Consider the following 14,060-nt stretch of genomic DNA (forward strand, 5'->3'; position numbering starts at 1 on the left):
TGCCATGACCACTGCTCTCGAGGCCCATCCGATCCATTCCTGGCTCACCGACATGGACGGCGTGCTCGTCCACGAGGAGGCGGCGCTGCCCGGCGCGCCCGAGTTCATCGCCGCCCTGCAGCAGTTCGGGCGGCCGTTCCTGGTGCTCACCAACAACTCGATCTTCACCCCGAGGGATCTCCGCGCGCGCCTGGCTCGCAGCGGGATCGACCTCCCCGAGAGCGCGATCTGGACCAGCGCGCTCGCGACGGCGCGCTTCCTCGCCGAGCAGCAGCCCGGCTCGGCCGCCTATGTCATCGGGGAGGCGGGTCTGACCAGCGCCATCCACGAGGAGGGCTTCATCCTCGCCGACAGCGATGTCGACTTCGTGGTGCTGGGGGAGACCCGCACCTACTCCTTCGAGGCGATCACCCGCGCGATCCGCCTCATCCGCGGCGGTGCGAAGTTCATCGCGACGAACCCCGACGTCACCGGCCCCAGCGCCGAGGGGCCGCTCCCGGCCACGGGCTCCGTCGCGGCGATGATCACCGCCGCCACCGGCATCAGCCCCTACTACGTCGGCAAGCCGAACCCGCTCATGATGCGCACGGCGCTGAACCGCATCGGCGGGCACTCGGAGAACTCCGTGATGATCGGCGACCGCATGGACACGGACGTGAAGTCGGGCCTCGAGGCGGGCATGCGCTCGATCCTCGTGCTCAGCGGCTCCACGCAGGTCGAGGAGATCCCGCGGTTCCCGTACCGGCCCACCGCCGTCCTGGACGGCATCGCGGACGTCGTCCCGCTCGTGGAGCGCCTCACGCCGCACGAGGCCGTCGAGCTCGACGAGGACTGAACGCGACCGAGCGTGTGGAGGGTCTGTGACGGCGTCGTGGCACTCCGGCGCGGCGCGGTTGACCCGGGGCCGCCGAGGTGGGAAGGTCATGTCCAGCTCGCCCGAGGGTCAAGGAGAGGCAAAGCCTGCGGTCGTGAGGCCCGCGTCCTCCGCCACCGACCGGACGAGCTCGCGGGGGCATGAGCCTCCGGACCGACTCGGAAGGAGACGACGATGACTCGTCGGCACCAGATCAGGACCCTCGCCGCACTCGGCCTGGGCGCCCCGCTCCTCGTGGGGCTCGGCATCGGCGGCGTCACCCAGGCCATCGCGGAGCCCGCGAACCCTGCGGTGCAGCCGGGCCAGAGCTCCGTCCAGGAGCCCGCCGGCACGAGCGGCGGCGATCCGGCGTCCGGCGGCGAGGAGCAGGACGCTCCGAGCGACGTGTTCACCACCGGGTCCCAGGAGTTCGACGATCCCTCGGACAGCACGCTGACGGCCGACGGTGTCGCGGCGCAGCTCTACGGCTACGCCGCCGATCCGCGTCTCGGCGACGCCGCGCACTGCGCCGACGGTCTCGACATGGACAGCCCCGGCGACGTCACCACCTGCACCGTGACCGGCTGGAGCGGCGAGGAGGAGACGTACTACGCGTACATCGCCCCCGGTGCCGTGCCGGAGGCCGACTACTGGCTGTACTTCTCCGAGGACGCCCCGCTGCCGGACGAGGCCGCAGACACCCTGAACGACGGGATCAACGGCACCGGCGCCTACCCGGTCTGGGGCGAGCAGCAGGACCAGACTGTACAGCTCTCCCCGGAGACGGCCGTGGAGCGCGCGAACTTCGTGCTCGACGGCATCGGCCGGGACGACCTCACCGTCACCTCCGTCGAAGGGGAGGTCGATCTCACCGCGCTGACGCCGGTGCGCGGCACCGCGACCGAGGAGGGCTCCGGCCGTGCCGTCGGCGTGACGCTGCTGCCGATCCCGACCGAGGGCGAGGCGCCCGCGATGCTGGTCAGCATCGACGGTCCCTGAGCCGCCCCCGGCGAGCGAGGCTCCGGCGGCGTCGCCGCCGATTCCCTCCGGGCGGGTGTCCGCGCAGCGCGGACACCCGCCCGTCGCGCGCGACGACCATGAGATGATCCAGGGCATGCTGCGCTGGCTCACGGCCGGGGAATCCCACGGCCCCTCCCTCCTCTCCCTGCTCGACGGCGTCCCTGCCGGGATCGAGCTGACCAGTGACGATCTGAAGGACGCGCTCGCCCGGCGCCGCCTCGGCCACGGCCGCGGCAGCCGCCAGAAGTTCGAGCAGGACGTCCTGACGATCCACGGCGGGCTGCGCCACGGTCGCACCCTCGGCTCCCCGCTCGCGATCGAGATCGCGAACTCCGAATGGCCCAAGTGGGAGAAGGTCATGAGCGCCGACCCCGTCCCGCGCGAGGACCTCCTGATCGACGCCGGCACCGGGGACGAGCGCGAGATCGCCCGCAACCGGCCCCTGTCCCGGCCCCGTCCCGGCCACGCCGACCTCTCCGGCATGCTCAAGTACGGCTTCGACGAGGCACGCCCGGTGCTCGAGCGCGCGAGCGCCCGCGAGACGGCGGCGCGGGTGGTCGCCGGCCGCGTCGCCGCCGCCCTCCTCGAGCAGGCCGCGGGGATCCGCCTGGTCTCCCACACCCTCGCCGTCGGCGCGACGTCCGTGCCCGAGGACGCCCCGCTGCCCACACCCGACCACCTCGCCCAGCTCGACGCCGACCCGCTGCGCTGCTTCCACGAGGGCACCTCGGAGGCGATGGTCGCCGAGGTCGATGCTGCGAAGTCCGACGGCGACACCCTCGGCGGCGTCGTCGAGGTGCTCGCCTACGGCCTGCCCGTCGGCCTCGGCTCCCACACCCAGTGGGATCGCAAGCTCGACGGCCGCCTCGCCCAGGCCATCATGTCGATCCAGGCGATGAAGGGCGTGGAGATCGGCGACGGCTTCGCGACCGCCGCCCGGCGCGGCTCCGTCGCGCACGACGAGATCCTCGTCGCCCCCTCCCCGGCCGAGGGCGCCTCCGCCTACCCGCGCGCGACCAACCGCGCCGGCGGCCTCGAGGGCGGCATGACCAACGGCGAGGTGCTGCGGGTGCGCGGCGCGCTGAAGCCCATCTCGACCGTGCCGCGCGCTCTGCGCACCGTCGACGTCGCCACCGGGGAGCAGACCACCGCCAACCACCAGCGCTCCGACACCTGCGCGGTCGCGCCCGCCGCGGTGATCGCCGAGGCCGTCGTGGCGCTGACCCTGGCCGATGCGCTGCTGGAAAAGACCGGCGGCGACAGCATCGCCGAGATCCGTGCCCACCTCGAGGGCACCCGCGCCCTCCAGGACGAGCTCTCCCGCCGCGGGGAGGCCACGAGCTCGTGACCGGACCCGTGGCCGTCCTGATCGGACCGATGGCCGCCGGGAAGACCAGCGTCGGCAGGGCGCTCGCGGCGCGTCTCGGCGTGCCCTTCGCCGATCTCGACGCCCTGATCGTGCAGGAGACCGGGCGCACGATCCCGGACATCTTCCGGCTCGAGGGCGAGCAGGCCTTCCGCGAGCGGGAGGCCGCCGCCCTGGTGCGCGCCCTCGACCATCAGCGAGGGGTGCTCTCCCTGGGCGGGGGAGCCCCGATGCATCCCCGCGCCGCCCGCACGCTGGAGGGCCGACCTGTCGTGCTGCTCGAGATCGACGAGGACGTCGCCGCACGTCGTCTCTCCCGCGGCGTCGGCCGCCCGATGCTCGAGGGCGACGACCCCATGACCCGCTGGCGCGAGCTCGCCGCCGCTCGCTCGGCGACCTATCGTGGACTGGCGACCCATCGCGTCGACGCCGGCCGCGGCAGCCCCGCCCAGGTGGCGCGCGCCGTCATCGACGCACTGCAGCTTCAGGGGCCCCGGCGCCCCGAGGAGGAGACCGAATGAGCACCACCGCGATCCCTGTCACCACTCCCGGCGGCGGGTACGACGTGCACGTGGGCAGGGGGCTGCTCGAGGAGATCCCCGCCCTCGTGCCCGAGCGGGCCCGCCGCGTGGTCATCGTGCACCAGCCGAGCCTGCGCGAGGTCGCCGAGCAGGTGTGCGCCGGCATCGAGCAGACCGGTCGCGCGGCCTTCGCCGCCGAGGTCCCCGACGGCGAGGAGGCCAAGACCGCCCAGGTCGCGGGCTTCCTCTGGGGCGTGTGCGGTCAGGCGGAGATCAGCCGGCAGGACCTCGTGATCGGCCTGGGCGGCGGCGCCGCGACGGACCTCGCCGGCTTCGTCGCCGCATCCTGGCTGCGCGGCGTGGACGTGCTGCAGGTCCCCACCACGGTCGCCGCGATGGTGGACGCGGCCGTGGGCGGCAAGACCGGGATCAACACCGCCGAGGGCAAGAACCTCGTCGGCGCCTTCCATCCCCCGATCGCCGTGGTCGCCGACCTGGACGTCCTGGCCGGGCTCGGCGCGAACGACGTCGCCGCGGGCCTGGCCGAGGCGGTCAAGGCCGGGTTCATCGAGGACACCGCGATCCTCGACCTCGTCGAGCGCGACCCCGCCGCCGTCCTCGACGTCACCACCGAGGCGTTCCGCGAGGTGATCGAGAGGGCGATCCGGGTCAAGGCCCGCGTGGTCTCCGCGGACCTGCGCGAGAGCGGCGAGCGGGAGATCCTCAACTACGGTCACACCCTCGCCCACGCGATCGAGCGCAACGAGCGCTACCAGTGGCGCCACGGGGCCGCGGTGAGCATCGGGATGATGTTCGTCGCCGAGCTCTCCCACCTCTCCGGGAAGCTCTCCGAGGCGGAGGTGGACCGCCACCGCAGCATCCTCACCTCCCTCGGCCTGCCCACGACCTACCGCGGCCGGCAGTGGCCGAAGCTCGAGGACGCCATGAAGCGGGACAAGAAGACCCGCGCGGGCCTGCTGCGCTTCGTGGTGCTGGACCGCATCGGCACCGTCTCCCGGATCGAGGGACCGGACCCGGCGCTGCTGCTGAGCGCCTACGCCGCGATCACCGCGGACTGACCGCACCCGAGCGAGGAGGAGCACCATGCCCGACCAGCCCAGCAACGTGGACGTGCGGCGACGCACCGCGACCGTGCGCGGGGTCGAGTTCGGCCGGGGCCGGCCCGAGATCATCGTGCCCCTGGTCGGCGACGACCTCGACGCGCTGCTCGCCCAGGCCGAGGCCGCGACCGCGACCCCGGCCCGGGTGATCGAATGGCGCCTGGACCGGTTCCGGCCGGATCTCGAGGACGCCGAGGACCACCGGGAGGTGACCCTCGCCGCGCTCGGCCCGCTGCGTGCCGCGCTCGGTGCCGACCGGGCGCTGCTGGTCACCTTCCGCACCACGGCCGAGGGCGGCCGGCGCCCGTACAGCACCCGAGCCCTCGGCGCGCTGCTGGAGACGCTGATCTCCGGGCGCCGCGCCGGCACGCAGTCGGCGGTGGACCTGGTGGACATCGAGACCGCGCGGGAGGAGGGCGTGGTCGCCTCCGTCGTCGACTCCGCGCGACGGCACGGCATCGCCGTGATCGGCTCCCACCACGACATGGAGGGAACGCCCGACGAGGAGACCATGGTGCGGATCCTGCGCGGGCAGCGGCGGCTCGGTGCGGACATCCCCAAGATCGCGGTCACCCCGCGCAGCGCCCGGGACGTGCTCACGCTGCTCTCGGCGAGCCTGACCGTCGCCGAGGACCTCGCCGGCCCCCACATCGCGGTCTCGATGGGCACCCTCGGGGCGAGCAGCCGGGTGACCGCCGAGACCTTCGGCAGCGCCGCGACCTTCGCGACCGCGGGGGAGGGCTCCGCCCCCGGGCAGCTCGCCGCGGGCGACGTCGCGGGGATGATCGAGCTGCTGCGCCCCTGAGCCGGCGGGGTCAGTCCGCGGAGGTGTCCGCAGGCCCCTCGCGCCGCTCGTGCTCCGCCGTGCCGGGCAGCTCCTCGGCCTCGGGGAAGATGCGCTCCTCGTACTCGTGGGCGTCCGGCTCCTCGGCGGCGAAGTCCTCGGCGAGGTCGTCGTGCTCCGCATCGACCACGGGGATCGCCCCGGTCACGAGAGCGACCCGCTCCCGCTCGTCCTTGCGGGTGCGGCGCACCAGGCGCTTCAGCTGCGTGGCCGACATCGTCACCTGCCACTCCTGGTGCGCGGGCAGCGACCATCGCCGCCAGGCCGCGACCCCGGCCAGCAGCGAGCCGACGGCGACCGCGGCCAGCACCGTGGGGGAGGGCAGGCCGAGGGCGAGCACCAGCCAGGTCAGCACCGCGGTGACCAGGGCTCCGGTCGCGTACAGCGGGCCGCCGCCGAAGATCTGGGGGATCCGGCCCACCAGCACGTCGCGGAGCACGCCGCCGCCGACGGCGCTGGTGACCCCGAGCAGGATCGCGGGCAGCACGTCCAGCCCGTAGCCGAGCGACTTCGCGGTGCCGGTCGCGGCCCAGAGCCCCATCGCCGCGATGTCCAGCACGGTCACCGTCCTACGCCACCAGGGGCCCTCGGTATGGATGAGGAACGAGAGCGTCGCCCCGCCGAGCGCGCAGGCGAGATATCCGGGACCGGCGAAGGCCGCCGGGGTGCCGTAGTCCAGGATCAGGTCGCGCACGAGCCCGCCCCCGAGGCCCGCGACGACGCCGATCACCGCGAAGCCGACCACGTCGAAGTTCAGCCGCGAGGCGATGGCCCCGGCGGCCACGCCCATGACGAAGACCCCCACGAGGTCCAGCACGCGCAGGAGGTCGTTGGTGACGAGCAGCTGAAGCGTGTCCACTCCAGCACCGTAGTCCGCGCGTCGGGGCCCGGGAACTGCGCCGTGACCAGCCCGACCCCTCTACCATCGAGACATGCGTCCCCTCACCGCGCCCCTGCGTCTGGGCCTGACCGGCGGCATCGGCTCAGGGAAGTCGACCGTCGCCGAGCTCTGGCGGGAGCGTGGGCTGCGGGTGATCGACCTCGACGCCCGCTCGCGCGCCGTCCTCGACGTCCCGGGCGAGGGCGTCGAGGAGGCCGTCGCCCGCTTCGGGGAGGAGCTGCGCGACGAATCGGGCACGATCGACCGCGCCGCGATGGCCCGGATCGTCTTCGCCGATGCCGCGGCGCGGGCGGACCTCGAGCGGATCGTGCTGGGCCGGGTGGACCGCGCGGTCGCCGCCGAGGAGGCCGAGGCCGTCGCGGCGGGGGAGCGGGTGATCGTCCACGACAGCCCGCTGCTGCTCGAGCAGCGACGCGAGGACGACTACGACGCGGTGATCGCGGTGCTGGCCCGGCGCGAGGACCGCATCGACCGGGTTGTCCGGGACCGCGGGAAGGAGCGCGCCTACGTCGAGTCGATCATGGCCGCGCAGGTCGGCGATCTCGAGCGGATCCGCCGCGCGGACCGGCTCGTGCTGAACACGGCCGGGCGCGAGGAGCTCGCGGCCCGGGCTGCGCACGCGCTCGAGGCGGTGCTCGGCGAGGACGGCCCCCGCCGGTGACGTCCCGCGGCGGCGCACGTCGCGGGCGCACCGGCCCCGCAGGCTCGTCGGTCGCCGGCTCGGCCCTGAGCGGACACCGCCCCCGTGCCGTGTCGTCCGTCGGCCCCGGGTCGTAGGCTCGTCCCCATGCGTCCCGTCACCGATCTGGTCCGCGCCGAGCATCCCTTCGAGGTCGTCTCCGAGTACTCGCCCTCGGGCGATCAGCCGCAGGCGATCGCCGAGCTCACGAAGAAGATCAACGACGGCGAGCAGGACGTGGTGCTGCTCGGCGCGACCGGCACCGGCAAGTCGGCGACCACTGCCTGGCTGATCGAGCAGGTCCAGCGCCCCACCCTCGTCATGGCGCACAACAAGACCCTCGCCGCGCAGCTCGCCAGCGAGTTCCGCGAGCTGCTGCCGCACAACGCGGTGGAGTACTTCGTCTCCTACTACGACTACTACCAGCCCGAGGCGTACGTCCCGCAGTCGGACACCTACATCGAGAAGGACTCCTCGATCAACGCCGAGGTGGAGCGCCTGCGCCACAGCGCCACGAACTCGCTGCTGACCCGCCGCGACGTGGTCGTGGTCTCCTCCGTCTCCTGCATCTACGGCCTGGGCACCCCGCAGGAGTACGTGGACCGGATGGTGCAGCTGAGCGTCGGCGACCAGCTGGACCGCGACGAGCTGCTGACACGCTTCGTGGACATGCAGTACGACCGCAACGACATCGCCTTCGAGCGCGGCACCTTCCGGGTGCGCGGGGACACGGTCGAGATCATCCCGATGTACGAGGAGCTCGCGATCCGCATCGAGTTCTTCGGCGACGAGATCGATGCGCTCTACACCCTCCACCCGATGACCGGCGAGGTGATCCGGCAGGAGGACCACATCCACATCTTCCCCGCCTCCCACTACGTGGCCGGGCCCGAGCGACTCTCCCGCGCGATCGGCACGATCGAGGAGGAGCTCGCCGAACGGCTCGAGGAGCTCGAGGGGCAGAACAAGCTGCTCGAGGCGCAGCGGCTGCGGATGCGCACCAGCCACGACCTCGAGATGCTGCGGCAGATGGGCTCGACCAACGGGGTCGAGAACTACTCCCGCCACCTCGACGGGCGTGCCCCTGGAACCGCCCCGAACACCCTCATGGACTACTTCCCCGAGGACTTCCTGCTGGTCATCGACGAGTCCCATGTGACGGTCCCGCAGATCGGAGCGATGTACGAGGGGGACCGCTCCCGCAAGCGCACCCTGGTCGACTTCGGCTTCCGCCTCCCCTCCGCTCTGGACAACCGGCCGCTGACCTTCTCGGAGTTCACCGAGCGCACCGGCCAGACCGTCTACCTCTCCGCGACCCCGGCGGAGTACGAGCTGAACCGCGCCCACGGCGTGGTCGAGCAGATCATCCGGCCGACGGGCCTGGTGGACCCCGAGGTGATCGTCAAGCCCGTCAAGGGGCAGATCGACGACCTGCGCGAGGAGATCGACAAGCGCGTCCGCCGCGACGAGCGAGTGCTCGTGACCACGCTGACCAAGCGCATGGCCGAGGACCTCACCGACTTCCTGCTCGAGAACGGGGTGCGCGTCCAGTACCTCCACTCCGACGTGGACACCCTGCGCCGCATCGAGCTGCTGCGCTCCCTGCGCCAGGGCGAGTTCGACGTGCTGGTCGGCATCAACCTGCTGCGCGAGGGCCTGGACCTGCCCGAGGTGTCGCTGGTGGCGATCCTCGACGCGGACAAGGAGGGCTTCCTCCGCTCGCGCACCTCCCTCATCCAGACCATCGGCCGCGCCGCCCGCAACGTCTCCGGCCAGGTGCACATGTACGCCGACACGGTCACCGACTCGATGCAGGACGCGATCGACGAGACCAACCGCCGCCGCGAGAAGCAGATCGCGTACAACACCGAGCACGGCATCGACCCGACCCCGCTGCGCAAGCGCATCGCGGACGTCACCGACATGCTCGCCCGCGAGGACATCGACACCGACACCCTCATGGCCACCGACTACCGCTCCGGCAAGGAGCGGGTGGCCCGGGACCGCGCCCGCGCGAACGCCGTCGACTCGGTGCAGGGCCGCCAGATCGACCTCGGCGACGATCCCGTCGGCGCGCTCACCGGCATGATCGACGAGATGACCGCCCAGATGCACCAGGCCGCGGAGTCGTTGAACTTCGAGGTCGCGGCCCGGCTGCGCGACGAGGTGCAGGAGCTGAAGAAGGAGCTGCGCGCGGTGCAGCGCTCCTGAGCCGATGACGACGAGGCACGGGCGGGCTCTGAGCTCGTTGCTGACCGCAGGACACCGGCTGCGCCGGATCTGGTGGCGGCTGCGCAGGCCGCGCACCTTCGGCGTGAAGGTGCTGCTGCTCCACCCCGAGCAGCCTGAGCGTTTCCTCGCCGTGCGCCACTCCTACGTGGACCAGGACCGGTGGGCGCTGCCCGGCGGGCGCTACCGCCCGGCGCGGGAGACACCCTCCGACGCGGCGCGCCGCGAGGTGCACGAGGAGCTCGGCCTCGGCATCGCGGGCGAGCTCGCGGAGCTGAGGACGCTCGAGGCGAGGACCGAGGGCAAGCGCGACACCCTCACGCTGCTGTCGGGGAGGGCCGACGGGGTGGAGGTGCGCACCTCGCTCGAGCTGCGCGAGGCACGCTGGCTGCGCACCGACCTCGCCGACGTGCCGGCCGGGGACCCCGTCTCGCGCTGGCTCCGCCTCGCGCTCGAGGTCGGCACCGGCCGGGCCGACGAGGGGACACCCCGGCCAGGACGCCGGCCTTGTGGACGTCCGCCCGCGTGACGAAGCGCAGGGTGCCGAGCTCCGGGAGATCGCTCACGGCGTGACCGCCACCTGGAGGCCGAGCACGGTGAGCACGCTCAGCACTGACCGCAGGGCCGGACGGCCCGCGCCGGACTCGATGTCGCGCAGCGTCCGGTCCGACACCCCGGCCAGCTCCCCGAGCTGCTGCGAGGAAGTCTGCCACCGCTGCCCCTGTTTCGGAAGAATGCTGCCGAAGTCCCCGGATGACTGTGCGATGTCCTGCCGCACTGTGCCCGTCAACTCGCACTCGGCAGAATGCTTCCGATTCTCTCCAGGGTGCCCGCGCGGGGGCTCAGCAGTGTCCCGGCATCGACGAGCGCGGCGTTCTCAGTGCGGCTGTGTGCTCAGCGCGGCGGCTGCTCGGCACGCTCCCAGCTCTCGACAGGGCCGGCCACCACCTCGAACAGCGGATGCACCGTCGGCCCCTCGAATGCGTTCGCACGCTCCCAGAGCTCGGGACTGCGCTCTTCGAGCTTGTGGAGCAGATGTCGCCATTCGAGGTCGAGCTGACCGACGGTGACCGGGATCCTCGGCACAGCTGCGTCGCGTCCGTCCCCGCCCTCGACCGCGGGAGCGGGCCGGTGGTCGATGCGCGAGCGGTCGAAGCGGTACCCGCGCGTCGACGCCTCCTCGGCGAGGACCTCGAGATACGCGCCGACCGATACGAGGGGATCGGCCTGCGCGCGGAAGCGCTCGAGCTGGGGATGGGTTCGGTAGCCTCGCGTGCGCCCGGCCAGCACCGCCTGGGCCAGCAGCGACTCGCGCCAGCAGCCCGTGAGGCCCTGGCGGTCGAGATGGCGGGGGTGCAGCGACCACAGACGCATCGGGCCATCTTCCCTCATCCGCCGAGCCGAGGCGAAGGTCGTGCGCCGAGCGCGACGATCGTCTCCCCGCACGCACAGGAACCCCCGATAGCGTCGTGAGCACGCCGCACACCGCGGCGCGCGACGCATCCCGCCGCGACAGAAGGAGGACCCCGTGCCCCAGTCCCAGTGCTCCCGGTTCGTGTCCCTGGCCGTCGGCACCGCCGCCGCGTCGGGCCTCGGGATGATCCCGGTGCACCGCCTCCCGCGCCCGGTGCGCGCCGGCTATGTCGCGTTCCCCGCGGTGCTGACCACCGGCGTCAGCCTCCTGGCACAGCAAGGGCGCATGGACCTGTCGGCCGAGGAGGAGCCGAGTGCTCACGGCCTGCGGCCGCCGACGGGGCTCGAGACCGCGCTCTCGCTCGCCCTCGGCGGCCTGATGGTCGGGGCGGGTGTGGTGGGTCTGCGCCTGGACCGCGGGGCAGAGAACTTCCTCCGGCGCCGCGGCGTGCCCGCCCCGCGCGTCTGGATCGGCCTCGCCACCGGCGCCGTGACCCTGGCCTCGACCCTGCTCGACGAGCGAGGCTCCGCGCCGGGCACCACGTCGACGCAGGAGCGGGTCCTCGCCCTCCTGACCCGCGAGGATCCGATGGGCCTCGCCCCGGGCACGGACGGCATGCCCGAGGACGAGTACGGGCCCGAGGCGGAGGCGATCGCGGAGCTGCTGGACACCGGCGCCGTGCCCACGGCCGCACAGCTCGACGAGGTCTGGGAGAAGTGGTTCTCCCAGTCGCTCAGCCCGCTCCTCGGCGCCGGCCGCATGGACTCCCTGCTCGAGGCGCTCTCCGCATCGGCCCCGGAGGATCCCGGCGCGTAGTGCCCGCGGCGAACGGCGGAGGTCTGCTAGGATCGAGTGATGACGACTCCCCGCAGCGCGCCGCCGTTCGTCGTCGTGCGCGGCAACTCCGCCTCGGGGAAGTCGACGGTCGCACGCCGGGTCCAGCGCGCCCTTCCGCGCGGGGAGGTCGCGGTGATCGGGCAGGATCATGTGCGGCGGGAGCTGCTGTGGGAGCGCGACAGCGGCCAGGGCGACACGATCGGCCTGCTCGAGTCTATGGTCCGGCACTGCCTCGGGATCGGGCGGATCACGCTTCTCGAGGGCATCTTCGGCGCCGACCGGTACCACGGCATGTTCGCGCGGATGCTGCGTGATGCCCCTGGTCCGACCCTGGTGTACTACCTCGACGTGAGCCTGCCGGAGACCCTGCGGCGCCACGCCGGCAAGCCGATCGCGGGGCATGTGGCCCCTGAAGAGGTCGTGTCCTGGTACCGGCCCCACGACGTGCTCGGCGTCCCCGGGGAGCAGGTCCTCGCCGAGGAGCTCGACGAGGACCAGGTGGTCGAACGGGTCCTCGCGGACCTCTCGATGCTCCGCACCGGGCCGCGAGAGCGTGAGGGTCCGACGCCGTCCGCTCCTGAGGAGTTCACTTCTCCGCCGAGCGCTCCGTGATCGCGAGATCCAGCGGGAAGTCGATCGGGCTGCCGGGGAAGAGCAGGCGCCCGGCGGCGTCGGCGCTCTCGCAGATCGCGGCGGCCGCGGCCTCCGCCTGGGCGGCCGGGGCGTGGACGATCACCTCGTCGTGCAGGAAGAACGCCAGGTGCGCGCGGCGGGCGAACACCGGTCCCGAGGGGTCGGCCCGCTCGTCGGCGGCGACCTCCGGGAGCTGCGCGAGCCGCAGCCGCAGCGCCGCCATCCACGACAGCGCCCATTCCGCCGCGGTGCCCTGCACCACGAAGTTGCGGGTGAACCGGCCCCGGTCGCGGGCCGAGCGCCGGGCCCGCTCCTGCTCGCCGGCGCCCGCGTCGGGGCCGTTCGCGCTGCGCTGGGCGGCGGTCCATGCCGCGTCCGGTGCGGGGGAGGAGCGGCCCAGCCAGGTGGTCACCGTCCCGCCCCGCTCCCCGGTCGCCGCCGCCCCGTCCACCAGGGCCATGGCGTCGGGGAAGGTCTGCCGGAGTCTCGGCACTACCCGCCCGCTGTCGCCGGTGGTCCCGCCGTACAGCGCGCCGAGCACGCCGATCTTGGCCTCCTGCCGGCTCGGGACCACGCCCGCCTCGACGATGCCGGAGTAGAGGTCCTTCCCGGCCCCGGCCGCGATCATCTCCCCGTCCCCGGACATCGCCGCGAGCACCCGCGGCTCGAGCTGGGAGACGTCGGCGCTGACGAGCCGCCACCCCGGGTCCGCACGCAGCGCCGGGCGCAGTCGGCGCGGGATCTGCAGCGCCCCGCCGCCGCTGGAGGCCCAGCGTCCCGTCACCACGCCGCCCGGCACGTAGACCGGCCGGTACCGGCCCTCGTGCACCCACTCGTCCAGCCACGTCCAGCCGTTGGCGGTCAGCAGGCGGGACATCTTCTTGTACCGCAGCAGCGGCTCGATCGCAGGGTGCTGGTGCTCCTGCAGCTCCCACTGCGAGGTCGAGGGGACGTCGATCCCGGCGCGGTGCAGGGCGCGCAGCAGCTTCGGCGGGGAGTCCAGCGACACGGTCGGGTCCTCGAGCGCGGCGCGGACCTCGGCGGCGACCTGCACCATCCGCGCGGGGAGCGCGCCGGGGGAGGGGCGCGCCCCCAGGGCCTCGGTGAGGATCCGGTCGTGCTCCGCGATGTCCCAGGGGATGCCGGCGGCCTGCAGCTCCGCGGCGATCAGCGCCCCGGCGGACTCCGCAGCCAGCAGCAGTCGCAGCCGGGCCGGGTCCTCTGCCGAGTCGGTCGCCGCCTGCTGCCGGGAGAGCTCCGCGCAGGTCTCCTCGATCCCGTCGGGCACGCCGTGGGCGGCGGAGGGGCGCGCCTCGAGGTCGAAGAGCGTCGCGCCGTGGTCGCGCCGCGGCTCCTCCGGCTCGAGCGGGGTGTCCCACGCGGTCGCCTCCCGCAGCGGTCCCGGCTCCGCCACGAGCTGGGAGTGGCGCAGGATCCGGTGGACCAGGCGCAGGTCGTGGCAGCGCGAGAGCGTCACCCCGGCCGCGAGCAGCCGCGGGTACCAGGCCGCGGCGTCGCTGAACACCCAGCGGGGGGAGTGCTCCTCCTCGAGCTCGCGGACGAGGACGGGCAGCTCCGCGAGGGAGCACTCCCGGTCCTCGAGCACGGCGCCGTCCGCCGCGACGGAGCGCATCACGACCCG

General features: G+C 73.3%; 15 protein-coding genes. 11 read left to right on the forward strand and 4 right to left on the reverse strand.

Annotation, left to right across the window (positions count from 1 at the left end):
* The first annotated feature begins 4 nt into the window (after positions 1-4).
* The 6 genes from D1648_RS08285 to aroD all read left to right on the forward strand — a co-directional run bounded on the left by D1648_RS08285 (position 5) and on the right by aroD (position 5,686).
* On the forward strand, positions 5-835 hold the full coding sequence (locus tag D1648_RS08285) for an HAD-IIA family hydrolase (protein WP_122940593.1): 831 nt from the start codon (positions 5-7) through the stop codon (positions 833-835).
* A gap of 213 nt (positions 836-1,048) precedes the next feature.
* Complete coding sequence (locus D1648_RS08290) at positions 1,049-1,852, forward strand: hypothetical protein (protein ID WP_122940595.1); 804 nt, start codon at positions 1,049-1,051, stop codon at positions 1,850-1,852.
* A 115-nt stretch (positions 1,853-1,967) separates the two neighbouring features.
* On the forward strand, positions 1,968-3,221 hold the full coding sequence (gene aroC / locus D1648_RS08295) for a chorismate synthase (protein WP_122941089.1): 1,254 nt from the start codon (positions 1,968-1,970) through the stop codon (positions 3,219-3,221).
* The gene (locus D1648_RS08300; RefSeq protein WP_122940598.1) at positions 3,218-3,760 is read left to right on the forward strand and encodes a shikimate kinase; all 543 of its coding nucleotides are present in this window, start codon (positions 3,218-3,220) and stop codon (positions 3,758-3,760) included. The genes aroC and D1648_RS08300 overlap by 4 nt, the downstream gene beginning before the upstream one ends.
* Positions 3,757-4,839, forward strand: a complete 1,083-nt coding sequence (gene aroB / locus D1648_RS08305) for a 3-dehydroquinate synthase (protein WP_122940600.1) — start codon at positions 3,757-3,759, stop codon at positions 4,837-4,839. Before D1648_RS08300 ends, aroB begins: the two co-directional genes overlap by 4 nt.
* Before the next feature lie 25 nt (positions 4,840-4,864).
* Positions 4,865-5,686: a type I 3-dehydroquinate dehydratase gene (gene aroD, locus D1648_RS08310; protein WP_164518649.1), complete on the forward strand. Its 822-nt coding sequence runs from the start codon at positions 4,865-4,867 to the stop codon at positions 5,684-5,686.
* Between the two features lie 10 nt (positions 5,687-5,696).
* Here aroD and D1648_RS08315 read toward each other — a convergent pair whose 3' ends face one another.
* Complete coding sequence (locus D1648_RS08315; RefSeq protein WP_122940603.1) at positions 5,697-6,584, reverse strand: trimeric intracellular cation channel family protein; 888 nt, start codon at positions 6,582-6,584, stop codon at positions 5,697-5,699.
* 73 nt (positions 6,585-6,657) lie between these two features.
* On the opposite strand from D1648_RS08315, the gene coaE reads away from it, so the two are divergent.
* The 3 genes from coaE (at position 6,658) to D1648_RS08330 (ending at position 10,063) form a co-directional block, all read left to right on the forward strand.
* A complete protein-coding gene (coaE, locus tag D1648_RS08320) occupies positions 6,658-7,287 on the forward strand; it encodes a dephospho-CoA kinase (RefSeq protein WP_122940605.1) in 630 nt (209 codons plus the stop codon).
* 126 nt (positions 7,288-7,413) lie between these two features.
* Positions 7,414-9,516: an excinuclease ABC subunit UvrB gene (gene uvrB, locus D1648_RS08325; RefSeq protein ID WP_122940607.1), complete on the forward strand. Its 2,103-nt coding sequence runs from the start codon at positions 7,414-7,416 to the stop codon at positions 9,514-9,516.
* Between the two features lie 4 nt (positions 9,517-9,520).
* Positions 9,521-10,063, forward strand: coding sequence for an NUDIX domain-containing protein (locus D1648_RS08330; protein ID WP_122940610.1), 543 nt, complete (start codon positions 9,521-9,523; stop codon positions 10,061-10,063).
* A gap of 33 nt (positions 10,064-10,096) precedes the next feature.
* Here D1648_RS08330 and D1648_RS08335 read toward each other — a convergent pair whose 3' ends face one another.
* Together D1648_RS08335 and D1648_RS08340 are read right to left on the reverse strand one after the other, a co-directional pair.
* Positions 10,097-10,312 (reverse strand): helix-turn-helix domain-containing protein, encoded by a 216-nt coding sequence (locus tag D1648_RS08335; protein ID WP_241155408.1) that lies wholly within the window; start codon positions 10,310-10,312, stop codon positions 10,097-10,099.
* A 116-nt stretch (positions 10,313-10,428) separates the two neighbouring features.
* On the reverse strand, positions 10,429-10,908 hold the full coding sequence (locus D1648_RS08340) for a pyrimidine dimer DNA glycosylase/endonuclease V (RefSeq protein WP_122940612.1): 480 nt from the start codon (positions 10,906-10,908) through the stop codon (positions 10,429-10,431).
* Between the two features lie 154 nt (positions 10,909-11,062).
* Here D1648_RS08340 and D1648_RS08345 point away from each other — a divergent pair, with 154 nt between their 5' ends.
* Together D1648_RS08345 and D1648_RS08350 are read left to right on the forward strand one after the other, a co-directional pair.
* Entirely contained in the window at positions 11,063-11,764 is a 702-nt protein-coding gene (locus D1648_RS08345) for a hypothetical protein (protein ID WP_122940614.1), read from the forward strand.
* A 39-nt stretch (positions 11,765-11,803) separates the two neighbouring features.
* Complete coding sequence (locus tag D1648_RS08350; RefSeq protein ID WP_122940616.1) at positions 11,804-12,397, forward strand: AAA family ATPase; 594 nt, start codon at positions 11,804-11,806, stop codon at positions 12,395-12,397.
* On the opposite strand, the gene D1648_RS08355 is transcribed toward D1648_RS08350, so the two are convergent.
* Positions 12,372-14,051, reverse strand: coding sequence for a bifunctional 3'-5' exonuclease/DNA polymerase (locus D1648_RS08355; protein WP_241155426.1), 1,680 nt, complete (start codon positions 14,049-14,051; stop codon positions 12,372-12,374). The two genes, D1648_RS08350 and D1648_RS08355, sit on opposite strands and share 26 nt — an antisense overlap.
* Positions 14,052-14,060: the final 9 nt, after the last annotated feature.

This window comes from Brachybacterium sp. EE-P12 (assembly GCF_003711805.1).
Taxonomy (GTDB): domain Bacteria; phylum Actinomycetota; class Actinomycetes; order Actinomycetales; family Dermabacteraceae; genus Brachybacterium.